We start from the raw sequence: 24620 nt of genomic DNA, 5'->3' as shown, positions 1-24620 counted from the left end.
CGGAGATGAAAGATGCCGTCAGAAACCAGGAACAACAGTAGCATATGTGTGGGTTTAGCCTATATGACCGGCGGTAAACTCCTGTGCGTTCGGCGAGCCAATCCACCGGAAAAAGGTAGTTGGTGTGTCCCAGTCGGTCATGTGGAGCCAGGCGAAGTCCCCGAAGACGCTCTTCGGCGGGAGGTCGTTGAAGAGACTGGTTTATCCTGCGGGCAGGTGGTCTACCTGACACAAATCATCTATGATAATGGTGTTGGCTTCAAGCGAAATGTTCTGCTGTTTGGCACGACCTATGTCGACGGGATTCCACGGGCGGGCGATGACGCCATTGAGGTGGCCTATTGGCGGCCGCAGGAGGTCCGAGCACGGCCCTATGTCCATCGTCTCGTCGACATCTCCATCACTTTGGCGACCAAGGTAGCCCAGGACCACCCGCCGCTTGGTTGAAGTTTTCCCCGTGATGATGGGTGCGTTGGTAGCGGCGCGGAACTGTGAGGAGCCAGCGCATCTGGTGGTTCGGCAGCGGCGTATTCGACTCGCGGACGTTCGACCGGATCAACGGGATGTGGCTGCGCAGCCACTGCTGAGCCCGACGCGCTGGGCCGAGGCCGCAAATTCGCCCGCGGGCCCGACCCGCCGCCGCACCGAACAATACCTGTGGAAAGCCGACGCGGCGACACGCCGCAACGGCAGCTCCAGATCTCGTCGAGCGCTCGTTCGTCACTGCGTGCTCGATGAGCGCCACCGTCTGGCCGACGTTGTTCTCGCTGCCGAGCCGAAGCTCGTGCCGAAGGGTGTTGTGCGGGTCGCCGACAAGATCCCCGCGATCGTGCACGCGAACGCCACCGCTCGGGCTCGGACGGTGACCCGGAGCAGAACCCGTTCCTCGCGGAGGTCCTGTCCGAGTTCGCGGCGATCACCTGCGTGCCCGTGCTGATCAACACCTCGCTCAACGTCAAAGGCTAACCGATCTGCGACACCCTGCAGATGGCGCCGGGCTGCCTGGTCGACAACGGCCCCGGGCGCCCTGACGCCGGGAGGCTGGCGGGTCACTAAATGAAGATCGGCTAGAGCATCGGGGCCTTCCTCGGCTCCGGAACCCAAGACATCCCGACGACGGCCGCAGCCACCGCCGCGTCCTCATCGACCGATTTCGCGAACGCCGTCATCAGCTGGTGTTCCTGCAGACCGACCGCGACTACCTGGAAACCTGGCTCGACATCACGGCCCACAGCATGTGAGCCGGCTGCGGTCCGGTCCCCAGGCGATCGAAGGGCCGAGGCAGGCGTCGATCTGTGGGGCATGGGTGCCTAGGCTCTCGGAATGGCTTGCGGTTTAAGGATTGGCGGCTGTGGTCGGTGAAAAATGGTTTGGATGTGGCCAGAAATCGTCTACTTTTGTCAGGGCTTCTTTGAGTCGCTGTCGTGCTGCGAAAGCCCGAGGCTGACTCGGGGCAGAGAGCCTGAAGGCCGGCCGGATCCAGCTGCGCGGCAGCAACCCGGTGGGTCGCCCGGAATACCTCGGGGGTCGCGCGTACAGTCGGGCGCCTGACTTGAGGAGGTGGGTCATCTCCGCGTTTGAAGAACTTCAGGCGTTCGGATACTTGGGTACCGAGTGCCTGGCATTGATCAGCAAGCTGGTCCGAGAAGAAGTTTCGCGTTTCCCGGCGCTCACGCCGGCCGCCGGCTGGCAGCCGGCGGACCGGGAAGACCTGGTCGGGGAATTCCTGGCCGAGCGACTGGAGAAAGTCACGGCCAACCTGCTGGCCTTGGCCACCGACGACACCTCCATGGGCCGGCTTTTGCGGAAGTCGATCCGTAACTGGCTGGTCGATCAGGCTCGCCGGACCGCTGTCGGCGCGATCCGGCGTTCGGTCGAGAAGGCGCTGGCGGGCGATAGCGCCTTCGAGAAGGTGCCACCGCGCGAGCCGGGCGCGGGGCGGTGGCGGTTGGCCAACTCGGGAGCGGTGCCCTGGTCGGGCTCGGCCGCCGACCTGCTGGCGGCCGCTCGAGCCGTGCCGAATGTCAGGATCCCGCCGTGGAGCAGTGCCACGCGCCGCCCGCCGATGGCCGACGAGCCGTCGATCGCGGCGGTGATCCGGGCGGTGCTGACCGAGGCCGCGGGTGCCCTCGAGGTCGCCCAGCTGGTCGAGGTCTTCGTCGCTCGCTTCCCGGCGGCGCTCGACCCCGCCACGCAGCCTCTGCCGGACGCAGTCGAGCACGACATCCCCGACCGGGACACGGCCACCCCAGAGGAGCAGGTAGTTGCGTTCGAGGAGGAGATCGACGCTGCCGCGGACGCCATTGGCATCGTCGCGATGCTCTCGCCCGAGGAGCGCGCCATCGTCCGGCGCATCGACGACGTCCCGGCGATCCAGGAGCTCCTCGGCTGCGGCCGTAGCCAGGCCTACCACCGGGTCAGACGGGTGAAGGAGAAACTGGCGCAGCTCGTCGGCGAAAGCGACGATGTGCGTGCGGTGGCGCTGGAGGTGATCCGGCTGTGTGGTGGTCCAGTAAGCGAGGAATGATCGGCTGCCTGCCCGGACGCCTTCCGGGTTGTGACGTCAGATCTGAATGGCGACACACTCGGTCGAGTGATACGGGAGGACACCATGAGTGACCCTGACGTGCCACAGAGATTTCTCGATCTTGCCAAGCAGGCTGGGCGACCTGCGCTGACCAGCGCGGGACTGCGAGCGCGATTCGGCGAGGCAGGTGAGGAGGAGATCCGCGTCGGCCAGGTGTGGCGGGCGCGATGGGACGAGGTCAGCATCCTTGTATTGGTCTTGGCCCTCGAGTCCCGGGAAGTCCTGGTTTCGCCGGTGACCATCGACCCACCGGCCGAAGACCGCGATTGTCTAGTGGTGGGCGGCTCGTCCACCGCGTTCGGAGTCGATGCGACGGTGTGGGCCACCTTGACCGCGTTGTTGCCCATCCGCGTGCTGGACCGAGCGTTGGACGTCTGGTCCAGCGAGGTGGTCAGCTGGAGCGCGGACATGGCGCAGGGGCGATCGACACCGGCGCCGCCCGGGACCCGGCTCGGCTGTGGGGGAGAGTCGGAACTCGATCCGGTCGCGTCCTTGCGGGCGGAACTCGCCGACGAGATAGATACGCTCCTGCGAGCTCCCGGGCTGCCCGAAGAGGCCGCGGGGACGCCGACGCCGAGCCTGACGTCGCTGCTGGGCGGGGGAGTCGACCTTCAAGCGCTCGGTTCTTCTCTGGGAATGCGGCAGCCGGAGGTGATGAGACTGCTCAGGGGCAAGATCCCGCTGAAACCCGACCAGATTGCCACGATCGCCCGGGTGACCGGAGTGGAATCGGCGGAGATCTCCCGGACGGTGCGGCCCCTGCCGGCGAAACTCGTCGCTGTCGCCGAGCACCCTCGATGGCGGCACGTCTGGCACAAGCAGGCCCAGCGTGCAGACATCAGCGAAACCGAGGCCCGGCTGTCCGGTGCTTATGGTGCCTTCGCCCTGGCCGCGAGGGAAACCGGCGGCAGTGCCCCGAACTGGGACGAGCGGCTTCGCCGCTACTTGTCCGACGAGCAGACCGGCCGCGGCGGCGCGTGATGCGGGGCCGGTTCGCGGAAGAGGCCGCCGCTTAGGCCGAGGCCATGATCGCCGTGGTCGAGCAGCGCCGGCCCGGCGCGCTGGCCGCACTGCGGGAGGGGCCGCTGGACGAGCTCCGGACGTGGCCGGACATCGTCGTCGAGCTGGTTCCCGAAGGACGCAGGGGTGGCCGGTGCTCGGTCGCCGGGAACTACCGGGACGAGACCGAGCCGCCAACCTTGGTGGTGGGCGAGTCGCGGTCCCGGCGGCGCCGAGGCTTCACCGGGCTCCACGAGCTGGGGCACCACCTTCAGCAGACGAACCCGGAGCTGGGGCGACGCCTGTTCGACTACGAAGACTCCGAGGCGTTCGAAGACGCCGCGTGCGACGCATTCGCCGCGCGTGTTCTCCTGCCAGGCGAACAGGTAAAGGACCTCATCGATCCACGAGGTCCGACGGCTCCGGCTGTCGTCGAGCTGTTCCACCATTCGCAGGCATCTCGTGAGGCGTGCTGCGTTCGTGCCGCCGAGCACCTGACCGGCGGCGGCGTTGTTGTCCTTCTCGACGCAGCCGGCTCCGTGATCTTCGCGGCCCCGCGAGGGATGTTGCCGCCCGCAAAGGGTTCCGACCAGGCGGCGACGCCGTTGATCGCCGCAGCCCTGCGCACCTCGGCCACCGTCGAACGGGACAGCACCTTCATCGTGTTCAAGAATGACAGCACCAGCGACACCCTCTATGGGCAGGCGGCGTGGTGCGACGAAGACTACCTGGTCGCGGTGCTGGTCCCGGACAACGCGGCGTGGCGGCCGTTTGCGCCGCCGCGGCCGAACACGTCTCGCTCCCGGTTCGGTTCGTGGTGGTGTGAGGTCGAGACCTGCGGCGAATTTTTCAAGATCACGGAGGTGCCCTGCTCGAGGTGCAATACACCTCTGTGTCCGCGCGGTCACTGTGGGTGCGCAGTCGTCCGTGAGCAGGAAGATCGTCAGTGCAACGTCTGCTTCCTCAAGTACCCGCCGACGCGATTCGCAGCCGATAGCCCGACCTGCAAGACCTGTGTCGAGGACGCCGGCTAGCAGGCAGGACCGGGTCGGTGTACCGGCATCCGGACGATTTCCGAGGTGTGACGTCAGTCATGGGTAAGCCGCCGAACGGCGGCCCGCCCAGCCCCCGACTGGGTGTCACGGCGCTCCGGCGCCCAACCCCGAGTGAGTACAGCAATGAGTTACACCGAAGAAGTCCTCGATGAAGTCCGTGGCAAGGCCGATGCGCACAAGGAGCCGTTGGCCGAAGCGCGGATCCGGCTGGACCTGGTCCGGTCCGTGGCCGAGAGGTTCCCCGGAGCGGTCCGGACCTACCGCAGCGGCTCGCTGCCGCAGCACACCTTCATCCACCCGGTTGGTGACGGCGACGGCGGAGTCGTACTCGACCGCCGCGTCTACCCGAAGCTCGGCCCCGACGGCGACGGCGACACGCCCTCCGAGATCGCCGGCGAGCTCTGCGCGCTGCTCGGCCCCGCCGTGCGCGAGGTCTACCCGAAGGCCCGCTGCGGCACCTCGAAGCGCGGCCCGAAGCTCTCGTTCGGCCAGCCGATCGACGGCCAGGACCCCACCGTGGACATGGTCGTCGCGTTGACCCGCAAGACGGGCGCGGGCCTGTGGATCCCGAACCTCAAGACCAACACCTGGGAGGCGTCCGACCCCGAACGCCACGTCGAACTGTTCACCGCCGGCAGCCCGTCGCTGCGTCGGACCCGCCGCCGCGTCGTCCGGCTGCTGAAGGCGTGGAACAAGCAGTACAACGAACCCGGCTTCTCCTCGCACAACCTCACGGTCTGGGCCTGGGAGTTCGTCGAGCCGGGGATGGGCATGGCGGCGGCGTTGAGCGCGGTGCTGACGAACGCCGCTGCCCGGGTCGAAGCCGGCCGCGCGACGCCCGATCCGGCGGGCGTCTCGCCCAACGTGAAGCTGTTGGTCTCGCGTGACATCGCGGCCAAGCGGCTCCGGACGGCCGCCGACGGGCTCACCGAAGCCCTCGAGCATGACGACGACCGCGAGGCGGTGCTCACCGCCTTGTCCGGAGTCTTCTTCAAGTACGTCGAGAACCCGTCGCCCAGCAGTCTGGCGGGTAAGGTCGCGGCTCTGCGCCGGAACGTCCCGGTGGCCACGGCCACGCTGGGCATCGGCGGCCCGTCGACCCTGATCCGGCCGACCCGGGCGTACGGCGCTGCGGAGCGCCGGGAGTGAGGAAGGCGCCAGCCTGGCGGGCACCGGCTTGGTATGCCAAGCCGGTGCCCCGGCTCCTGTTCCAGCGCCACCTCGCCGCGTGTGATCTCCCGGTGCAGGTGGTGCGGCCGCCGCGACGTCACCGTGGCGGCTTCGCCATCGCCGTCCGGCTCGACCTCCCTGACCTGCCCGTCCAGACGGTGACGGTGGTCTTCGGCCGCGCGGCCCCCGGCATCCCGCACGTCTACACCGACCTGCCGTCGGACTCCCCGCACCGGTACCCCGACGGGTCCCTCTGCATGTGGTACCCCGGCGACCCGGCCGAACAACGCTGGACCTGCAAGGACGGGCCCGTGGCGCTGATCGGGCACGTCGTGGCCGATCTGCTGCGCGAGCAGTGGTGGCAGCGCACCGGCGAGTGGCCCGGCGAAGAGGCCGCCCACCTTCCCACCGCCGGGGTCGGCGAGACCGGCACAGAGGCCGCATGACCGATAATGGCCTCGTGACGAACCCCGTCGACGTGACCACCACGACGGTGACCACCACGACGGTGACCGCACCGAGCGGAGGAACCTCCGCGGCCGGCAGCACCAGCGTGCTGGTGGCCACAGTCCTGTCTGGCGCTTTCCTCGCGGCTCTAATCACCGCGGCGATCACGATCTGGCTCGCGCGCAGGAAAACGCGGGAAGAAGAGCGCAACCGGCTTCGGGCGGCGTTCGCTGAAGCGTTCGCGGCGTACCAGGCCTATAAGGAGTTCCCGTACGCCATCCGGCGCCGCCGCGTTGACGCACCCGGCGAAGAACGGGTCAGGCTGTCCGAGGCGCTGCGCTCGGTGCAAGCGGACCTCGCGTATCACGCGGTCTGGATCGTCATCGAATCCGAACAGGTCGGCAAGGCCTTCGCGGAGCTGATCAGTCAGGTTCGCGCGACCGCCGGGACGGCCATGCACGAGGCGTGGAACGCGCCGGCGAACAACACGGATAGCGCGATGAACATCCCTTCGTCACTCGTCACTCGTCACTCGTCGACCTCGGGGAGTTGACGACGCATGAGACCGTCTACATCGACGCGGTCCGCGCCCACCTGCGCCGGCTGGCTCCGTGGTGGGCGAGGTGACGAACGGTCCCGATCCGGATGAGCGACGTCCGGACCCTAACCTTGGCGGAGCTTTCGGGAAGCCCAGATTGAATGCCCGCTTCGGAGGCAGTCAGAGTCGGTGGCCGTACACGGTATCGCCTTCGCCCACGTCGGCACTGAACGCTGCAGGTTTGGACTAAGATATGGCGGCAAAATTCGGCCACGACATTCGCGTTGGTCTGTGCAGGAGCAGAGCCGGTATGCGCCGGAAAGGAACTGTCTGCCAGCACCGGTCGGGCGACCACGGGGATCGCCGCCAAGGGATATTCGGCAGTTTGCAGCCGCGAATCGTCGAATTGTTCGTATAATCAGGATGCCGACCCTTTGCTTCTTGATTTTATGTACCTTTCTAAGGTAATGCGAGTCCAGCGTGTTCGGTAGAACCTTGCGCCAAATTTATGCGTTTGTTCGGACAGCAAGTTTCTCAGGAACTCTTCGGCCGATTGGGGACTTTCCGCAAGTCGTCCCCAATGATCGCAGTCAGCTTTCGTTGACTTTGTGTCGATATGCTCGGAACCCAGCACTCGAAGTTGATCTATCAGTACGGACTCAAGCGCTTGATGTGCCGCCTTGTGGTCACCCATAAAACCGTGCCAGCGTGCGATGTCGCGCCGTGTAGATAGTGTATGCGGGTGATCCTTCCCGAGTACGCGCAATTGATCCTTTAATACGTGTTTCAGCTCAGATAAGGATTTCTCTGTATCGCCCGTTACTCCCTGCCAGTAGGCCGCATTGTGGCGTGCGGTGAATGTGTCCGGGTGGTCGCCTCCAAGGATTTGTGCTCTTTCTGATGCAACTCTTGCTAGGGCTTCTGCTGCATATTCTGGGTCTCCCGAAACTCCTTGAAGATATGCTGCATTATGTCGGGTTGTTAAGGTGTGAGGGTGGTTCGGTCCAAGTACCCTTATTTGTTCAATGAGTAACTTTTGAAGGGCGGCGGCTGCATCAGCTGGGTTTCCGGCTAATCCTCGCCATCGTTGAAGGTTGCTCCTTGTGGTCATGGTGTCTGGGTGGCTTGGGCCAAGGATGCGTTTTTGATCGGCGAGCAGCCGTTCAAGTATCGAGGCGGCATCTAAGTAGTTGCCCGCTCGTCCCTGCATGTAGCCAATGCTGGCACGGGTACTCAATGTGTCAGGGTGGTTGCCTCCAAGAGCTCGTTCTTGATCGTCCAAAACACTGCGCAGAGATTCTTTCGATCCAATGGGGTCCCCGGCTATTCCGCGCCAGTAAGCTATGTTAAATCGGGCTGACAACGTGTCAACGTGATCGGGGCCAAGGCTGCGGACTGCTCGTTCTTGGATGCTTGTGAAGTATTCAATAGCGGCAGCTACTTGACCGCATTGTCCGAGATTTATTCCTGCTAAAAAGTATATGGATTGATTGTTTTTGGCCCAGATTAGATCGTCGGCTAATTTGTTGAGCGTGGATGTGTTGCTGCGAAGTATTGCCGCTAGTTCAGTATCGGCTCCCACTTGTGCCCAAGCTTCGATGAGGGCCTTTGCTGCGCAATTCACGACGATATCAAATTGCTCTTCGGTGAGTGATTCTCGGGCGACGCGCTGAACCAAAGCGTGAACTCGCACAAGCTGGTTTGGGGTCTCCGACGAGTACGCGATTAAGTTAAAGCGGTGCAGGCACGACAGTGCCATTGCGTAAGTATCTTCGCGCACTTTGCCGTCGTGTAGAAAGTCCTGTAAATACTGTTGAACCGCCGAAGTAGATAGGATTTGACGAGGTATGCCATTAGGGTCCATTAGTGCTGTAAAGTTCAGTAACGGGTGAGCTAGGCCAACTGGAGGTAGCTCGTTTGCGGAAGATATGGACAGTGACCATGTCGATGCAACTGTGTCGCGATGTTCATCCGGGAGTTCATCCTTATTTGGCAATAACTGTACCAGTGCACTTTTACGGTTTATCAACTTGTCACGATAGCTCACGCATGTTAACGCCTGGTGGTCAGCAATGTATGCTGCAGCTTGCGCCAGTGCTAGCGGCAAGAAATCGAGCGCTTCGGCTAATGACTCGGCTCCGACGGCCTGGTTTGGATGTTCGACAAGGTGGCTCTTCAGGAACGCTTCGGCATCCTTTCGTGCAAAAGTTCCGATCTCGACCAGTGTTCGACCGTCGCGACGAAAGGCGGAGTCGCGCCGACGAGTTGTTGCAATGGTTTGGCCGAATTTCGTGTGCGGGGGCCAAAGATTATTAGTATCGGAAGGAGATTGGATGTCGTCTAGTACGACTAGCCAATTTAATTCTGCTGTGGATAGCCAGTCGAGGAAGTCTTCGGAGGCTTTATTGGCGTCGAGCTCGGTTGTGGAAAGTATTCGCCTGGCCGCTCGCGAGTATCCGTCTATTATGGCCTGACGAGACATTGCTTCGATCCATATGAGGAGGTCTATCTCACCCTTATTCCAACGCCTCCGGGCGTGTTCTGCCGCAAGTTGCGTCTTACCGACGCCACCTAATCCAAGGAGAATGTGTGAGCCAGCTCCCATCAATACAGCAGCGGACGAACTTGTGGCCGCTTCGGCTATTTCAAGGAGCTCGCTTCGGCTTTGGAAACTGTATGCGCGCGGAGGTATTGTCCCAATGTTATTTCTGGAGATTACTGGTCTCGAAGCATTAAAGTCGCCGTGAATTTCTACGTGCTCAACTCGGTTTGCTTGGACAATCGAACTCAACTTACCTTGACGCATGCCATGTAAATGGTCCGACATGTCCGGTTTGTCGACGTCATTTCTGTTCTGCCTCACGTTAAGTGCTACTGCTGTGAAGGTGAGTGCGGCAATCAGTAGCCATAGATAGATGGCCCATTTACCTGATAGTTCGACAGTATTCGTTGCCAGATTGCCGATCAAGCCAAGGGAGATGCCCAGGGTCGTTATCAGCGCTACTCGCGCGCGAGGACGCATTCGAACTCCTGTCGGGCCGTGTCACGGTCTACAATCATGATGCCGCATGAGGGGGGTTCGTGTTTTGTACGCGCTAGGACTTGGCCAGTCGCGGGTTGGCGCTTGGGTCGTTGACGGCGACGGCAGGTCTAGCTGGTCGGACGCTGCGCCGATGTCACTCGCCGTCGCCGACTTGAAGGCCGGTGGGACCGTGCTTGACCTCGGCTCCGCTGGCGGGCTGGGCGTCCTGCTCTCCGTCCGCCGAGTCGGGCCGAGCGGGCGGCCCATCGGCCTACATAACCGGCGACCTGGTCACCGTTGCCCGCCGGCGCGGCGCGCAGGTTTGGGTCACCAAAGCTGAGTTCCTCAGGACCTCTCGATCATGCGCAGCCTTGGCGGCGCCGTAGATGCCGGTGCCGAGACCGGGGCTCGCTGCGGAGCTGCTGCTGATGCTGACGATGGCACCGCGGCCGCGCGCGGCCTGAGTACGGCATATGGGCACCTGCGCGGGCCGGTTGCGGAGATGCTCATGCGGTTGGCCTTGGTAAAGCCCAACCAGGGCAACATCGAAGCGACCCTGCGACGTCTCAAGCAGGCTGAGGAAGCCCGACCTGGTTACGCAGCGCCGCGCCTTTCCGACATAAGTTGTGTTGCCGCACGCGAGGAGTGATCTGATGGCCGGCAAACGCAGGGCATTGCTGATTGGCGCGAGCAGCTGCCTCGATGCGATGACCCCAGCCGTTGACGCGGACGACGCTGACGGCGTGGTGAGCCGTGGTGAGCTGGTCGGCGATGCCGTGGCAAACATGGCGGTGTTTCTCAACGGCTTCCAGAGCTGAAGCACGCCCGCTCGAGGGGGTGCGCGTCGTACGAACGTATGCTGGACCCGGCGACCGGAGCTGCGAATAGGGTTCTCCCATGGGATTCGACTGGGAGAGCATCTTCGACGCGAGCAGGACTGGACTTGACGATGGCTACGACGCCGCGGTGTCGGCCGTCATGTACCCAGACCGGCCACAGGCGGTGGTCTCTGGATCCTTCCCAGCTGCGGAAAGCGCCCGACGAGACGGACGGCGTGAGCTCGTGACGGGTGCCCGGACCGCGATCCTCTGTGGGGTCATGATACCGCTGTGGCTGGCCGCGACTGTCCGATACTGCGGCCTTCTCACCGTTCCCGTCCGTGTCGCCCGGCCTGCGACATCGAACCGGACGGCGAGTGCGTCGGCCGATGCCTCATGACCGCCATCGGGCGGCTGGTTCTCGCGCTGACGCGGCTGTTGGAGGACGACGAGCGTGAGAAGATCGGCCACTTTCTAGCCGAAAGTGTGCACGGCACCGACGCAGAGAACGCAGCGTCCGAGGAGGAGTCCGGTGACGCGCCGGATTGGAGCTACCTGTGGCATGCGCTGCTGGGAGCATCCGACCACGCGCGCCGGATTCTGGCCCTGCTCGAGTCCGAGCGGGTCTACTTCGATGTCTCGGCCATCACTGACTCGGCACGGGAACTGTGCTCGCAGATTAACGCAGCTTATGAGCTGACTGCTGAGGCCCGCCGGCTGGTCGGGCTTGTCTTGGAGGCGGGAACCACCATCGAGGAACTCCAGAAGCAATCCGCGCTGCACCGGGCGCGCCTGGTCGACGCGGATCTCGAGTCAATGCGCAGACCTCCTTCGTCTGAGGCGCCGGTGTGGAAGGTCGACATCGATGAGCATGGCGGCTTCGTCGCCACTTCCACGTCCCAGACCGCCGACGTTGCGCCGTGGAAGTTTTGGGGGAGCGCGGCGACCGCCGCATCGGCGGCGCACACTCTGGCCTGGTTCTTCCACGACCGGCCGCCGAAGATCGTCTTCGATCCACCGGCTTCCCCGATGCCTCTCGCGTCGAATGTCGCGGATGCCGACCGTTCCCCCGAGGGCCCGTCGGTGGCGAAGTTGCTGGCCCGCCGCGGCACGGCCTATGCCGAGCACGTGCGGGCGGTCCAGGAAGCCCGTGACGCGCTTCGCCGACGCGCCGAGGATGTCGAGGAGTTCCTCGCCGAGCGCGGTGCAGGGCTCAATATCGCCGATCCGCAGCGGCTGCGTCACCAGAAGGTGCTCACCGCCCTCCCGCCCGCCGACAATCGTGATCATCTCGGCTTCGCCAACACAGTGATGTGGGTGCCGCCCCGGCTGGTGGTCGCCACCCGCCACCCCGTGTGGGGCGACTTCGGCGGGCACCGGGACGAGAAGCCGCTGGAGATCGCGACCGGGCTACTGGACGCCGACGACCTGGAAGCGTTCACCTCCAGACTCTTCTCGCCCAAGATCGACTTGATGATGGCGCCAGGGTGGGCCGGACCGCTGTACCGCGTCGGGAGTGACGGTAACCATCGCTTGCACGTGGCGCGGATGCTCGATCTGCCCTGGCTGGCCGCCGCGGTCAGGGTTGAAGCCGTTTCGCCGTCGTGGGGAATCATTGACCTGCTGGCCATGGACCCCGACGACGGGACAAAGATTCGTTCCTTCGAGCGCCGCATGCGGGAGCGGACGGAGCTTGTCACCGGGCTGCTGCGCCGCGGGGTTATCGACGGCGATCTCGCGGGGGAGCGGGGAGAGACCCTGCAGTGTCGTCGGCTGCCGGCGGCGTGGCTGCTGCACCGCGCCGAGTACGCCACTGCCGTTAACGCCGTCTACGAAGACCGTTACCCCGGCGCGCTGGCCCAGCTCGGTATCCCCCTCAAGGTCGGGACGAATCCAGGTGCGTGGCATCGCTGGCTAGCCGATGCCTGACACGGTTCTCGCCGAGGGTGCCGGCTTGCAGATCGCGCGATCGACGTACGATTTGGCTGTGGTGGCCCGACCAGACCGTGCGTGACGAGACGGCCCCGGTCGACGGGCTCGAATTGTGGCAAGGCCGCGGCCGGGCCGGACGAAGTTGCGGCCCGCAACCGGAGACCGGCTTCTCTATGTGGCACGACCGGCACCGGTTCGCCGTCCGGATGGTTCTCGGACCGCTGGCGACCTCAGCCGCGCGAGGTCGGCGAGCCACTGCGTGCCCAAAGGGCGGCGGCGTGGCACGCTTGGAGAGGGTGCCGTCGAGCTCGAAAGCTTGCAGCTCTGCGGCGGCGTTAAGCAAAATGTTCAAGGCGTCGGTTCAGTCGGCGCTGACAGGCATCTCCGCGAACGCCGCCAGCCCCTCGCGCATCGAGCCCTGCAACCCGGTGACGCAGCGCAGAACCGCGCTCAAGGTCGGCCGGCGCGGACCGCGCGCACAGTCTCCCGGATGATCAAGGCCACGAACATCACCACGTCGTCGCACTGCGCCCGCACCGCTTCCATCCCGCGCTGACGGCGCGTTGGTGTGCCGGGCCCGACGGGTTCGACCAGGTCAAGCTCGTGGGCGATCTCGTTGCGAGCGGCGAAGAACGGTGCCAGCCCGCCGATCAGGACGTCGCTGATCTGGGCGTCGGTGAGGCCGAGCGCATCGCGGACGGTGCACAAGTCGCCGGTGGCCTGCAGGCTCGGGGTGGAGATCGCCTTCACGTACAGCTCGACCAGCCGCGCACGCGGATCAGCGTCCAGCACGGCGAGGCGGAGTTCACCGACCACCTTGTTGTCGAGTCGGTTGCCGACCCACTTTTTGAACTGCTTCTCGGCGGCGTCGTCAGTGGCAATCAAGGGCGGCAAGGTGTCGCGCAACAGCCGCGTCAGGCACGCGTCCAGGCCACCGGAGGTGAACACGAGCGCAGCGCGTAACAGGTCCTGCTGGTCGGCTGACAGCTTTCCCCGACTCTCCTCCTTGACCTGTTGCCCCTTTACCCGCAATACGTGGAGAGCGTCGAAAAGACCGCTGACGCTCTGGTGTGTGGCCGTGAGGTACCTCCATGCGGCGGTGACCTCGCCTCCGTACGGCGCACCAGGCAACGGCGTGAGCTTCAGTTCGGTCAGCGGCACCGCTTGCCTCCGGGTTGTCGCGTGTTGGGACGGGTGACCACTCTGTCAGCTCGGAGCTCCTCTTGGCGGGCCGACGGCGATCAACGATTGAACGGGCCCGGCTGATCGGAGGGCGCGGCCGCTCGGGTCGCAGGTCGATCGGCCCGCTTCGACCCGTCCGCAGCCGCCGGCGGTGCCCGGCGGCCTCGCCCGCTGGGTCAACATCGCCGACCGCGACGACCTGGTCACAGCCCGCCCCAACCTGACGACCCTCTTCCCCCGCGCGGACGGAGTGCTGGAGAGCGGCTACATGGTGGACAACGGTGCGAAACCGCACGAGGCCACCTTCTATTTGACCACGCGCGAAGTCGGTGCGGCAGTGGCGGGCCGTGCTCACGTGATCACGGTGGGCCCGGGCTGATCCTGCGGGTCGAGGTGGGCAGCATCGGCCCAGCGGCTCTTTAGACCGTCTGGCGCACATTGGCGACAATGCAGTTTCTCTGGTCCGGCGGTGCGTGCTCGCCGCCCGCGCATCGGGCCACTTTGAGCTTGAGTCGTTCGAGCGCGGCGAAGACCCAGCACAACCTCGTTCAGGACCAGGCCGGTCCGCTCGTCGGAGAAGACGGCACGCCAACGGTTTCAGCCGTACGCAATCGGACATCCCGGACTGGATCACTGTTCCAAGCAGGCCCGTCCAGAGACCTGTTTTCGCAGGTCAGAGTTGGTCCCGCCCCCGGAGGGATTCGAACTCTCACTACACGGGTTTGAATCCGTTTGCCTCTGCCAGTTCAGCTCGGACAGGTGTGCATCAAGCCGGGGCTGAGGCGGAAGCCAATAGCGGCAGGACGTGGGAGAGGGCGTGCGAGCGGTGTCACTTCGGGGGAGGCGTTCGGCCGGACGACTTACGCCCACTCAGTCCACCCTTCTGGGCGCTACTGAATACTCCGAAAGAACACGCCGCGGTCAGAGCTGTGCTGAATCGAAGATACCAGCGGACCGTAGCGATCTTGCTGGACTGCCTGGAGGAGGCTGACCCGATGGATATCGTGTATCCCGGCCAGACCCCGAGTATCCTGATGTCGTCCGTGAATCGCTTGTTTTGATGGCCGATGTCTACGCTGATCACGGCCGGGTGTCGTCTGCGCGGGAGACCGGCTCTCCCATGCGGTCGGCCTCATCGCCGGGCAGGTAGGCGTTAGTCGCGGATAAGTGCAGCTCGATGTTTTCCGTAACTGTCAGGCGTTCGGATTCACGGTTCCGTTGTCGGCGAGGTGCGGGGCCGGAGGTGGACGGGCAGGCTGGTGTGCCCGTTGGACAGGAACGTCGGCAGGGTGGTCAGTTCCTCCGGTGGCACGGCGAGGCTCAGCTCCGGGAAGCGGTCGAACAACGCCGGGAGCGCCACCTCGGCTTCGAGCCGGGCCAGCGGCGCGCCAGGGCAGTGGTGCACGCCGTAGCCGAAGGTGAGGTGGGGTGCGGCCGCACGGGTGATGTCGAACTCGTCGGCGGTGTCGCCGTGCTGGGCGGGGTCGCGTCCGGCGGCGCCGAAGCCGACCAGGATCGCGTCGCCGCGCCGGATCAAAGTGCCGTCGACCTCGATGTCCTCGATCGCGTAGCGCAGCGGCGTGTACGGGATCGGCGCCTGCCAGCGCAGCGTCTCTTCCACCACGGCGGTCCAGGACTGTTGCCCGGACCGGACCGTGGCGAGCTGATCGGGGTGGGTCAGCAGGGCGGTGACGGCGTGGTCGAGCAGGTTCACCGTGGTCTCGTGGCCGGCGGTCATCATCAGCATCAGCGTGTCGACGAGCTCGGTTTCGGTCAGTGCGCCGTCTTGGTCGTCTCGTGCGGCGATCAGGGCGCTGGTCAGGTCGTCGGCGGGGGCTGCGCGCTTCTGTGTGATCAGTTCGGTGAACAGGGCGTACGCCGCCGCCACGTTGGCCTGCGCCTGTTGCTCGGTGATCGCGCTGTCGAAGAAGGCGTCCACTACTTCGCGGATTCCGGCTTGTTTGTCGTCCGGGATGCCGAACAGCCGGCAGATGACCTCGATCGGCAGCGGGTAGGCGTATCGCGCTCGCAGGTCGACGGGCGCGTCGCCGGAATCCGCCTCGATGGCGTCGAGCAGGTCCCGGGTGATTTCTTCGACTTTCGGGCGGAGCGCCTCGGTGCGGCGGACCGTGAAGGCGGCGGCCATCAGGGAACGCAGCCGCCGGTGGTCGGCTCCGTAGGCGGTGAACATGTTCCGGATCGAAACCCAGATTCGCAACGGCCAGTCGTCGGCGATTTCCCCGTTGGTGAACGCGGGCCAGTGCTGCACCGCATCCTTGGACACCCGGGGGTCGGCCAGCAGCCGGCGGAGGACATCGTTCCCGGTAGCGGCCCAGGCCGGAACGCCGCCGGGCAGTTCGATCCGGGTGACCGGCCCCCGTTCCCGTAAGCGGGCGCCTTCGGCGTGCACGTCGGAGGCGTTTACGTCGAGCGTGATCGGCTGTTCCATTCTCGTTTTCCCCCTGCCGGTTTTCGCACGGACCCCGGCGAACTCGAAATACGGAATGCCGGCACGCGGCTTTCCGTTTTCGCGTCACGGTATCCCCCACGGACCGGCCGGTCGACAGCATCGACCATCGTGCCATTGCAAGGACGTGGCACGCGTGCCCTCAACGGGTGAAAGCTTGGAAGTTCGTCACTTTTGGGTGCTGGTTTTGATGGGCGCGGAAAGGCTGCGCGTCAACACTGTCGAGCCGCAGGTCGATCCGCTCGGGTCGCGGCAGGGCGGGCGACGAGCACGAGCCCTGCTCCGGTGCAGCGGGACGATAACCGTGAGTTGCTCGTGAACGGTGTGGGTCATGCGGTCAGTTCCCGGCCGGGTTGCCCTGGGCGAGGCGGGAGCGTTGGTCCCACTCCTGCAGCCTGGCGAGCCGGCCGGCGAACTCCGTGCGCAGCGCGTCGAGGCCGCCGGTGCCGAACAACACCCTCAGCGGTAGGTTCAGCGTCACGTGGATGCCGCGGGCCTCGACCTCGGGCTCATGGCCTCCAGGGCCCACTTGGCGGCCTGGTAGATGCCCATCGCGGCGTAGGCGACGAGCCCGCCGATCTAGGAGACCTGCAGGATCCGGCCGGAGCGGCGCTCGCGCATCCCTGGCACCACGGCGCGGGTGGTCCACAGCGTACCGAAGTAGTCGACGTCCATCTGCGCACGGGCTTGCTCGGCGGTGACTTCTTCGATCGCGCCGGTGGGCCTGTGCCCGGCGTTGTTGACCAGCGAGCCGTCTCAAGCGCAGTCCTGGCACCACCGCAGGGCTGCGTGCCAGGTCGCGATCAAGGCCTCGTCGTCGGCGAAGCTGGGGGAGGCGCCGAGTGGGAGCCAAGTTTGCTTCACCGGCTCGTTGCCTTCCAGGTGGACGACGCAAATTCCGCGGTAGCGCAGAACTTCGGCGCCGCGTTCGTCGGAGATGCTGACTTCGCGGCTGGCAGGCACCAGCCGCGCTCGCCGTTCGCTTGTCACGCGCCTCCCTTTCCCGCTCATCGTCTACAGGATGATCGTGTATCGACCGTCATGTGTAACAAGTTCCTGCCGGCCGGAGGTCGTTCTTACCCGGGCGGGGGATGCCTTGTCGGCTCGTGACATCGACTACTGTCGACGGATGGACGGCGACACGGCCTGGTTGCCTCGAGAGGAAGACGAGGCACCGCCGGACGCGGCCGCCCGTGGTGCCGAGCTTCGGAAGTTCGGTCTCCGTGCGCTGGCCATCGCGGTGCTGTGGCTGGTCGCGGCTGGAGGCGTGTTCGCCGGCCTGATCGTTTACGAGCACCCGGCCCGGCAGCTCCTCGATGACGGGGTCCGGGTGACCGGGACGGTGCTGCGGTTCGACGAGCACCCGAACGCACTCCGCGTGTCCTACGACGTGCGAGGCGACCTGCGCTACGCCACCATCCCGGTGAACTCGGGACGGCGTTACATCAAGGGCCGGACTCTCACGGTCATCTACGACCCGGCGAACCCGTCGCGGGTGCGTACGACGCTGGAAGACGGCATGGATTCCCGCTTGTCGGCGTTATTCTGGTTCCTCGGCCTGTGCCTGCTCGTCGCGGCCGGGTTCGCCGTCGTCGCTTCATTCCGGTGGCGACGACGGCACCGCGCCGTGCTGCGGACCGGCTGGCGAGCGGCCTCGGTCACCGTTCGGCCCGACTATCCGGTTCGCACGCTCAGGCATCTGCCGGACCTGCTCGTCCAGTACCGCGACGGCAGCCGGGCCGAGCTGCGGGCCTCGGTGTCGAGTCACGGCAGCACGCACCTGTGGCACCAGCCCGGACGACCGGCCTGGGTGGGCGGTGCGGGCTCGGACATGGTGGTCCTGTTCGTGCGAGGCGGTCGGCGCCCGTTCGCGGTTCCGGCGTTCGGCCGAACGCCTCGCGCCGGGCGTGAAGTCAGTTGAGGGTGATCACCGGCACGAGCTTGTGGAGCAAGGTGACGAGCTGCCGGCGTTCCGCGGGGGAGAACACGCCGAACGCCTCGGCTTGACGTTCGCGCCGGCGGTTCAGCAGGCGGGTCAGCCGTTCGCTGCCTTCCGGGGTCAACGTCACCAGGACCTTGCGCTCGTCTTCTGGTGAGCGGCGGCGCGCCACGATTCCGGCGGTTTCCAGCTGCTGGAGCATCCGGGTGGCGGTGGGGACGGTCACGTCGGCCGCGGCGGCGAGCCGGCCGACCGGCAGTTCCGGCTCGGCGGCCAGGGGCTCGAGGAGCGTGACCTGGGGAAGCGACAGCCCGCCGTCGCGGTCCGCGCCCGCCGAGCGGGCCTTGCGCATGGCGAAGAAGACCGCGTCGGCCGCCTGCACGAGCTCGTCGACCTCCGCGGTCGTGGGGGGCTGGTTGCCGGTCGTCGTCATGCGCGTTAGCCTAGCAAAAAAATAGTTAGCAACCTAGTTATTAGGAGGCTAGAAAACATGGGTGACCGGATCGACGTCCACCAGCACCTCCTTCCCGCCCGCTACCGGGAAGCCCTCGAAAGCAGCGGGCTGACCGCCGGTGGGTGGCCGACGCCCGCGTGGACCCCGAGCGCCGCGACGGCGATGATGGACGACGCTGGCATCGCCACCGGCATGCTGTCCATCAGCGCGCCAGGCGTGCACTTCGGCGACGACGCCGCGGCCCGCGACCTGGCTCGCGCGGTCAACGACTTCCAGGCCGAGCTCGTCAAGGACACCCCCGATCGGTTCGGGCACTTCGCGGTGCTCCCCTTGCCCGACTTCGACGGCGCGGTCGCCGAGGCGGTGCGTGCCTTGGACGATCTGCACGCCGACGGTGTCGTCCTGCTGTCCAACGCCCGCGGCCGGTACCTGGGCGACCCGGCTTACGGGCCACTGTGGACGGAGCTGGCCGCGCGCCGCGCCGTGGTGTTCGTGCATCCCGCCGAGCCGCCGATCGCCCGGCTCGAGGGCCTGCCGAGCCCCCTGCTGGACTTCCCGTTCGACACCACGCGCACCGCGCTCGACCTGGTGGCGCACGGGGTGTTCGACCGGCACCCGGAGTTGCGGATCATCCTTTCGCACGCCGGGGGCTTCCTGCCGTTCGCCGCGCACCGGTTCGCCGGCGCGGCGATGTTCAACCCCGGCACGACCCCGGACGGCATCCTGGCCGGCCTGCGGAAGTTCTACTTCGACACCGCGTTGTCCGCCGCCGCGACGTCGCTGCCGTCGCTGTTCGCCTTCGCCGAGCCCGGGCACGTCCTCTACGGCAGCGACTTCCCGTTCGCGCCCGAGGACTGGCGCGGGGAGTTCGACCGGTACCTCACCGCTTACGACGGCCCTGGCGCGGAGCGGTTCCCTGATGTCGACCGCGCCGCCGGAGAAGCGTTGTTCCCCCGGCTCGCCGCCGGCTGACGGCCGTCGGTGTGGGTGACTCCGTGGGTGCGCGGTGAAGCCGGGCGGGCCGGTGCGGCGATGCCTCCGGTCGCGTCCGTCAACGCTGTCCTCGAGCTGGGTGCCGTGCTCCACGAGCGCGAGGTGGCCGCCGAACACGGCCTGGTAGAACTCCAGCGCCGCGCGGGCGTCGCCGGTGAAGTTGAGGTGGGTGAGCGTGCTGGCAGCCATCGGAACTCCTGCGCTCGCTGCCGGCTGAGGGGAGGCGATTGCGGCTCAGGGTGACGTCTCCGTCTGGTGGGGTATCGGCGCCGCGACGGCTTTTAGGTGCGCAGAGCGGCCTTCGCTGCTGCGCAGGCCAGGGACGGGTCGTCCTGGGTTGGTTCACGCTGGATCGAAGTGAAGTGCGGTACCGGGCCGGGCACGGCGAACCACGCCAGGGGTCGGTAGCGCGCAACGTCGGTGGCCACGACACCGTGAAAAGCGGTCAGGGGCGCCGGATTGCCGGGTACCTCCCTCGATTCTCATCGGCCACGGCAGGCCGACCACCGCCGGTACACCGCACTGGCGCCGATCCCGGCCCGGTGCGCGGCGACGGCTTCGGCGAACAGCTCGTCCGGTCGCTCACCGAAGATCCCGTCGTCTCGCCAGCCGATCAGGTACCGGATCCAGAGCGGGTCCCGCTCGAGCCACCTGACCGTGATCTCGGCGGACTCCGGGAAGGTCGGCAGGCACGGAGACAACACGCGGTTGGTCACGATCAGGCGCCGAAGCGGCGCGACGTCCGCGCTGCGATGCGCCACGTTCGGCCGGAACCCGGCTCGCCGGCAGGCTTTTTCGAACGACTCCGGCCAGCCCGCACCGTCGGACGGGCCGAGGACCCACCGCTCGGCGGCCAGGTCCGGCAACGCCAGCCGCGCGCCGGTGGCCAGCGGGTGGTCGGCGGCCAGCGCGACGAACACCGGTTCCAGGGCGAGCTTGCGCAGGAACACCCCCGGCGGTGCGGCGAGGTGGTACCCCGGGTAGTCGGCCACCACCACCACATCGAGCTGCCCGGCCGCCAGCAGGTTCAGCAGCCGGAGGGGAGAGAACTCGGTCATCACCGAGACTTCCTCCTCGCCCCGGCCGAGACGTTCCGCCAAGTCGATCACCATCGACCCGGCGAAGCCGCCTACGGCCACCCGCTCCGCCGAACCACGCGCCACCCACTGCTCGACGTCGGTCATCATCGTGCCGGCGGACGCGGTGATCACCCGCGCGTGCTCCAGCACGCGGTCGCCGAGTGCGGTGGGTGTCACGCCGTTTCGGCCGCGCAGGAACAGGACACCGCCGAAGGCACGTTCGATCCGCTGCACCGTCGCGGTGAGCGCGGGCTGGCTGGTGCCGGTGACCGCCGCCGCGCGGGTGATGCTGCCGGCATCGGCCACCGCGCACAGCGCGCGCAGGTGCCGCAGCTCGATCTCCATCACCTGGACGTTATGGACAACTGGGAGGTCCCGGCAGCGACGAAAGTCGGCACCGTCGGACGTACTTCCCCCGTCCCCAGGGAGCACGCATGCGACACCGGGTTCCGCGGCCGGCGGCGGCCGCCGTCCTCCTCTCCCTCCTCCTGCCGGGCGTGGCCGGCGCGACCACTCCGGTGAACTTCACGACCTCGATGGAGGTGTTCGATCCCGCCGGTGGCATTCACCGCGTGCCGATCACGAGACCTTCGTCGGATCGCACGGCCGCCCCCCTCGGCGTCGACGGCAGCGCCGTGACGCCGGTCGAGACCCACGGCCCCAGCGCGAGCACGCTGGATCTCGTTTTTGTCGGTGACGGCTACACCGCGAGCCAGCTGACGACCTATGCACAGCACGTCCGGACCAGCGTTGCCGCGTTGTTCGCCATCGAGCCCTACAAGTCCTACCGCGGCCGGTTCAACATCTGGCGAGTGGACGTCGTCTCACCGGAGAGCGGGGTCACCAACGATCCGAAGGGTATGCGTCGCACGACCGCTTTGGGAGCGTACTTCTGGTGCGGGAACGTCGAACGGCTCCTGTGCGTCAACGAAACCAAGGCCGAGCAGTACGCCGCCGCTGCTCCCGACGTGGACCAGGTCATCGTGTTGGCCAACTCCACGAAGTACGGCGGTGCGGGAGGCGAAGTGGCAACGTCCTCCGGCGGTAACGCCCAGTCGAACCAGATCGTGGCCCACGAACTCGGTCACTCCATCGGCGGTCTGGCCGACGAATACGACTACGGCACCTGTGATCCCCGGGAACCGCGCGAACCGAACGCTTCCACGTACACGGCGGCGCAGATGAAGGCGCAGGCGGTGAAGTGGTACGCGTGGCTGGGGAAACCGTCGCCCGACGGCGGAGTGGTCGGGGCATACGCGGGAGCCAGGTACTGCGCGTCCGGAATGTACCGGCCCAGCGAAAACTCGATCATGCGCACCCTGGGTCAGCTCTTCAACCCGCCCGGCGCGGACGCGATGATCGCCGCGTTCTCCCGCGAGAAGTAGCGCCGTAAACCCTCGGCAAGACCGTCTCCGAAGCCCGGGCCCCCTGATCCGTGTGGTCCCGCGCGCCCTCTTTCGTGCCGTTCGATGCGTTTCGAGGCAAGGAGTTCCGATGCGAAAGACCCTTATCGTGCTCGCCACCGCAGTGATGCTCGGCGCGTCGGCCACGTCGGTGGCCGCGTCCGTCCCCCAGGCAGCGGAAGGCGCCTCCGTGATCGGTGCGGTCGACGGCACCACCCAGGTCGCCGCCGCCGACCGGTTCCGGGAGATCCGGACCGGCCAGGCGGCCCGCCGCGCGCCGGCCGTCAGCATCCACGACGACTGGGGTGTCTACACCGGGGGCAGCGCGGTCACCGGGCAGGACGCGATCCAGTCGGCCTACAACGACCTGACCGTCTCCGGCGACACTCTTTACGCTCCGACGATGAAAGCCCCGAAGTCGTGCGTGGAACTGGTGACCGCCTACAACAACGGGGCCAGGCAGGTCTGGGCCTGGGACTGGTGCGTCGGCGTGAACGTCGCCAAGTCGGTCGACATCGACACCACTTTCCGCACCAGCTACGTGACCTCGGTCAACGGGCACGACTCCTACCGCGGCAAGGTGGAGCAGACCGACGCGGGCACGAACACGTGGACCGCGTCGCTGTTCAACTACCGCGCCAACCGGTGGGACACCCTCTACTCCCAGAGGGGCACCGACCAGTCGCGCGACAACCGCAGCTGGAACATCTTCGAGGTCTACGCCAGCGGCAGCACCACCGCGGCCTACTGCACCGCACTCGGCAGCCGGACCATCGAAAGCAGCAGCTACAAGATCAAGCTGAACGGCTCCTGGCAGGCCGCGGGCGCCGGCAACACCTCGGTGATGTCCAACTCTTCGACGGCGAACTTCCTGTGCCCGAGCCTGTCACGCACCGTGGTGCACGCCAACGACCAGTGGCAGGTGCACCGCTGACCTCCCGCCACGGCGACGCCCCGTGCGTGGTTCCCACGCCGGGACGTCTCAGCCTCGGTCAACGCGATGAGCCGGGTGCCGGCCGCCCGGGGTGGGATGGTTGCGCCGCGAGTTTGCCGGAAATCGAGCTGCCGGCCGGTGCGGATCACCGAAGAAGGCCGGAGGTGCTCGCCGCCCCGCCGATGCGGGAGCTCAAGGCACCGGCCCGCCTCGGATCGGCGCCCTGCCCGTTCGACCCGGCCACCGGCGCGGCCGGTCAGCCGGAAAACTCTTCCAGTTCCTCGGCGGAGAAGAAGTCTTGCGCGGTCCCGCCGACGCGTACCAGGTACTTCTCGTGCTTGGTGTCGAAGTGGACGACCGTGTCGACGTTCCCGGTCATCGTCTTACCGGTGATCCGGACGGTGTCGCCGATGTCGAAGGCAGCCATGTCGATGATGCTAGCCGGACGCGCTGCCCCGGCCGATCGCTCAGCCCGGTGAACCCGGGGAACCGGCCGGCCGGCTCTGCCGTGGCGGCGAATAGCGTCGCACGTTCGTGAGCAGGCAGCAGGCGATCGTGACGAGCACCAGCACCGCCGCGGCCGTGAGCCTGGTCGCCGTGGTCATCGGGACCAGCACGAGTGTGCTGACGAACTCGACGGCGATGAGGGCGAGCAGGATCCGCCGGATGGTCGTGCGGGTCAGCCGGGCGCAGATCACCGCGCCGACCGGCGCCCCGATGACCACGATCGGCGTCGCGGCGAGCCAGTAGTCGACGACCGGGCCGGTGAAGTCACCGACGAGGAACACGTGGGAGCCGAACGCGGCCAGCGAGACCGCGGTCATCAGGATCACCGTCGTCGGGGTGGCGACCTTTTCCGACACCCGGAACAGCAGCACCAGCACGATGAACATGACGGTGTTCTCACCGACCCCGACGAGGCCGCTCACGATCCCGCCGGTGAACCCGGCCGCCACGACCACGCTCGTTTCGAGCCGGCCGGTGACGGGGATGAACGGGTTGCGGGCGTGGCCCCCGCGCCGTTGCATCACGAGCAGGGCCAGCGCGAGGCTGGTGAGCAGGACGGTGAAGTAGGTGCGGATCTGGGGCAGGGACAGCAGCGGTGCGAGCACGGTGCTCGCGAGCACGACGCCGGCGACGCCGGCGGGGACGCCGAGGCGCAGGACGCGGCGTTCGACGGGGACGCGCATCCACAGGATCACGAGGCTGGCGGCGGTCATGCCGACGCTCTGGACGGCGTAGGTGAAGATCCGGGCGTCGGTGGCGGGGATGTGCAGGATCTTGGTGAACACCGGGAACGCGACGGCGCCGCCGCCTTCGCTGGTGCCGCCGCCGACGAGCGAGCCGAACACCATCGTGACGGCGACGGCCCACTGCCGTCGCAGCGCGTCGAACGCCTGGGTCCCGCCGAGCGCGAGCCAGCCGGCCCAGACCGCCGCGGCGAGGGTGAGCTGGACGCGCAGCACCGAGCGTGCGGAGCGGAGCCGGGCGGCGGGTTCGTCGAGTTCGAGCAGCGTCATGGCGTCACCGTCTCTTTTCCGCGCAAGGGAAATCAACGGCGTCACCCGAAGATCGCAGTAAGGGAGAAGATCGGACGGTGC

24 protein-coding genes are annotated in these 24620 nt (G+C 66.5%); 14 read left to right on the top strand and 10 right to left on the bottom strand.

The features are described from left to right. Positions 1-12 precede the first annotated feature (12 nt). The 7 genes from ACZ63J_RS33260 to ACZ63J_RS33230 all read left to right on the top strand — a co-directional run bounded on the left by ACZ63J_RS33260 (position 13) and on the right by ACZ63J_RS33230 (position 6811). On the top strand, positions 13-447 hold the full coding sequence (locus ACZ63J_RS33260; protein WP_465401342.1) for an NUDIX domain-containing protein: 435 nt from the start codon (positions 13-15) through the stop codon (positions 445-447). Positions 448-1624: 1177 nt separating this feature from the next. Continuing rightward, on the top strand, positions 1625-2527 hold the full coding sequence (locus ACZ63J_RS33255; RefSeq protein WP_465401341.1) for a hypothetical protein: 903 nt from the start codon (positions 1625-1627) through the stop codon (positions 2525-2527). A gap of 84 nt (positions 2528-2611) precedes the next feature. Continuing rightward, complete coding sequence (locus tag ACZ63J_RS33250; RefSeq protein ID WP_465401340.1) at positions 2612-3568, top strand: hypothetical protein; 957 nt, start codon at positions 2612-2614, stop codon at positions 3566-3568. Between the two features lie 44 nt (positions 3569-3612). After that, positions 3613-4620 carry an ImmA/IrrE family metallo-endopeptidase gene (locus ACZ63J_RS33245; RefSeq protein WP_465401339.1) on the top strand — a complete coding sequence of 336 codons (1008 nt, stop codon included), beginning with the start codon at positions 3613-3615 and terminating at the stop codon, positions 4618-4620. 144 nt (positions 4621-4764) lie between these two features. After that, positions 4765-5790 (top strand): hypothetical protein, encoded by a 1026-nt coding sequence (locus tag ACZ63J_RS33240; protein ID WP_465401338.1) that lies wholly within the window; start codon positions 4765-4767, stop codon positions 5788-5790. Positions 5791-5834: 44 nt separating this feature from the next. Next, a complete protein-coding gene (locus tag ACZ63J_RS33235) occupies positions 5835-6257 on the top strand; it encodes a type II CBASS E2 protein (protein ID WP_465401337.1) in 423 nt (140 codons plus the stop codon). Between the two features lie 14 nt (positions 6258-6271). Further along, entirely contained in the window at positions 6272-6811 is a 540-nt protein-coding gene (locus ACZ63J_RS33230; protein WP_465401336.1) for a hypothetical protein, read from the top strand. Between the two features lie 403 nt (positions 6812-7214). Here ACZ63J_RS33230 and ACZ63J_RS33225 read toward each other — a convergent pair whose 3' ends face one another. Then, a complete protein-coding gene (locus ACZ63J_RS33225; protein ID WP_465401335.1) occupies positions 7215-9764 on the bottom strand; it encodes a tetratricopeptide repeat protein in 2550 nt (849 codons plus the stop codon). A gap of 707 nt (positions 9765-10471) precedes the next feature. On the opposite strand from ACZ63J_RS33225, the gene ACZ63J_RS33220 reads away from it, so the two are divergent. Together ACZ63J_RS33220 and ACZ63J_RS33215 are read left to right on the top strand one after the other, a co-directional pair. Beyond that, the gene (locus tag ACZ63J_RS33220) at positions 10472-10636 is read left to right on the top strand and encodes a hypothetical protein (RefSeq protein ID WP_465401334.1); all 165 of its coding nucleotides are present in this window, start codon (positions 10472-10474) and stop codon (positions 10634-10636) included. A gap of 396 nt (positions 10637-11032) precedes the next feature. Continuing rightward, a complete protein-coding gene (locus ACZ63J_RS33215) occupies positions 11033-12565 on the top strand; it encodes a hypothetical protein (RefSeq protein WP_465401333.1) in 1533 nt (510 codons plus the stop codon). A gap of 453 nt (positions 12566-13018) precedes the next feature. Here ACZ63J_RS33215 and ACZ63J_RS33210 read toward each other — a convergent pair whose 3' ends face one another. Then, positions 13019-13729 carry a hypothetical protein gene (locus ACZ63J_RS33210; RefSeq protein ID WP_465401332.1) on the bottom strand — a complete coding sequence of 237 codons (711 nt, stop codon included), beginning with the start codon at positions 13727-13729 and terminating at the stop codon, positions 13019-13021. Positions 13730-13901: 172 nt separating this feature from the next. Here ACZ63J_RS33210 and ACZ63J_RS33205 point away from each other — a divergent pair, with 172 nt between their 5' ends. Further along, a complete protein-coding gene (locus tag ACZ63J_RS33205; RefSeq protein ID WP_465401331.1) occupies positions 13902-14129 on the top strand; it encodes a hypothetical protein in 228 nt (75 codons plus the stop codon). 828 nt (positions 14130-14957) lie between these two features. Here ACZ63J_RS33205 and ACZ63J_RS33200 read toward each other — a convergent pair. The 4 genes from ACZ63J_RS33200 to ACZ63J_RS33185 form a co-directional block, all read right to left on the bottom strand. After that, entirely contained in the window at positions 14958-16199 is a 1242-nt protein-coding gene (locus ACZ63J_RS33200; protein ID WP_465401330.1) for a cytochrome P450 family protein, read from the bottom strand. Between the two features lie 355 nt (positions 16200-16554). Then, complete coding sequence (locus ACZ63J_RS33195; protein ID WP_465401329.1) at positions 16555-16746, bottom strand: hypothetical protein; 192 nt, start codon at positions 16744-16746, stop codon at positions 16555-16557. A gap of 50 nt (positions 16747-16796) precedes the next feature. After that, a complete protein-coding gene (locus tag ACZ63J_RS33190) occupies positions 16797-16964 on the bottom strand; it encodes an SDR family NAD(P)-dependent oxidoreductase (protein ID WP_465401557.1) in 168 nt (55 codons plus the stop codon). 9 nt (positions 16965-16973) lie between these two features. Continuing rightward, positions 16974-17207 (bottom strand): hypothetical protein, encoded by a 234-nt coding sequence (locus ACZ63J_RS33185; RefSeq protein ID WP_465338772.1) that lies wholly within the window; start codon positions 17205-17207, stop codon positions 16974-16976. Positions 17208-17346: 139 nt separating this feature from the next. Here ACZ63J_RS33185 and ACZ63J_RS33180 point away from each other — a divergent pair, with 139 nt between their 5' ends. Further along, on the top strand, positions 17347-18138 hold the full coding sequence (locus ACZ63J_RS33180) for a DUF3592 domain-containing protein (protein ID WP_465401328.1): 792 nt from the start codon (positions 17347-17349) through the stop codon (positions 18136-18138). Here ACZ63J_RS33180 and ACZ63J_RS33175 read toward each other — a convergent pair. Continuing rightward, complete coding sequence (locus ACZ63J_RS33175) at positions 18131-18589, bottom strand: MarR family winged helix-turn-helix transcriptional regulator (RefSeq protein WP_465401327.1); 459 nt, start codon at positions 18587-18589, stop codon at positions 18131-18133. The two genes, ACZ63J_RS33180 and ACZ63J_RS33175, sit on opposite strands and share 8 nt — an antisense overlap. Positions 18590-18646: 57 nt before the next feature. On the opposite strand from ACZ63J_RS33175, the gene ACZ63J_RS33170 reads away from it, so the two are divergent. Further along, positions 18647-19582: an amidohydrolase family protein gene (locus ACZ63J_RS33170; protein ID WP_465401326.1), complete on the top strand. Its 936-nt coding sequence runs from the start codon at positions 18647-18649 to the stop codon at positions 19580-19582. A 503-nt stretch (positions 19583-20085) separates the two neighbouring features. On the opposite strand, the gene ACZ63J_RS33165 is transcribed toward ACZ63J_RS33170, so the two are convergent. Further along, a complete protein-coding gene (locus ACZ63J_RS33165; RefSeq protein ID WP_465401325.1) occupies positions 20086-21027 on the bottom strand; it encodes a LysR family transcriptional regulator in 942 nt (313 codons plus the stop codon). Between the two features lie 89 nt (positions 21028-21116). Here ACZ63J_RS33165 and ACZ63J_RS33160 point away from each other — a divergent pair, with 89 nt between their 5' ends. Continuing rightward, a complete protein-coding gene (locus ACZ63J_RS33160; protein ID WP_465401324.1) occupies positions 21117-22067 on the top strand; it encodes a M64 family metallopeptidase in 951 nt (316 codons plus the stop codon). A 109-nt stretch (positions 22068-22176) separates the two neighbouring features. Next, on the top strand, positions 22177-23019 hold the full coding sequence (locus ACZ63J_RS33155) for a hypothetical protein (RefSeq protein ID WP_465401323.1): 843 nt from the start codon (positions 22177-22179) through the stop codon (positions 23017-23019). A gap of 256 nt (positions 23020-23275) precedes the next feature. Here ACZ63J_RS33155 and ACZ63J_RS33150 read toward each other — a convergent pair whose 3' ends face one another. Together ACZ63J_RS33150 and ACZ63J_RS33145 are read right to left on the bottom strand one after the other, a co-directional pair. Continuing rightward, positions 23276-23446, bottom strand: a complete 171-nt coding sequence (locus tag ACZ63J_RS33150; RefSeq protein ID WP_465401322.1) for a hypothetical protein — start codon at positions 23444-23446, stop codon at positions 23276-23278. Between the two features lie 40 nt (positions 23447-23486). Continuing rightward, the gene (locus ACZ63J_RS33145; protein ID WP_465401321.1) at positions 23487-24539 is read right to left on the bottom strand and encodes a sulfite exporter TauE/SafE family protein; all 1053 of its coding nucleotides are present in this window, start codon (positions 24537-24539) and stop codon (positions 23487-23489) included. Positions 24540-24620: the final 81 nt, after the last annotated feature.

The sequence above is a fragment of the Amycolatopsis sp. NPDC104863 genome (assembly GCF_055582965.1).
This window is presented reverse-complemented; position numbering and strand designations above follow the sequence as displayed.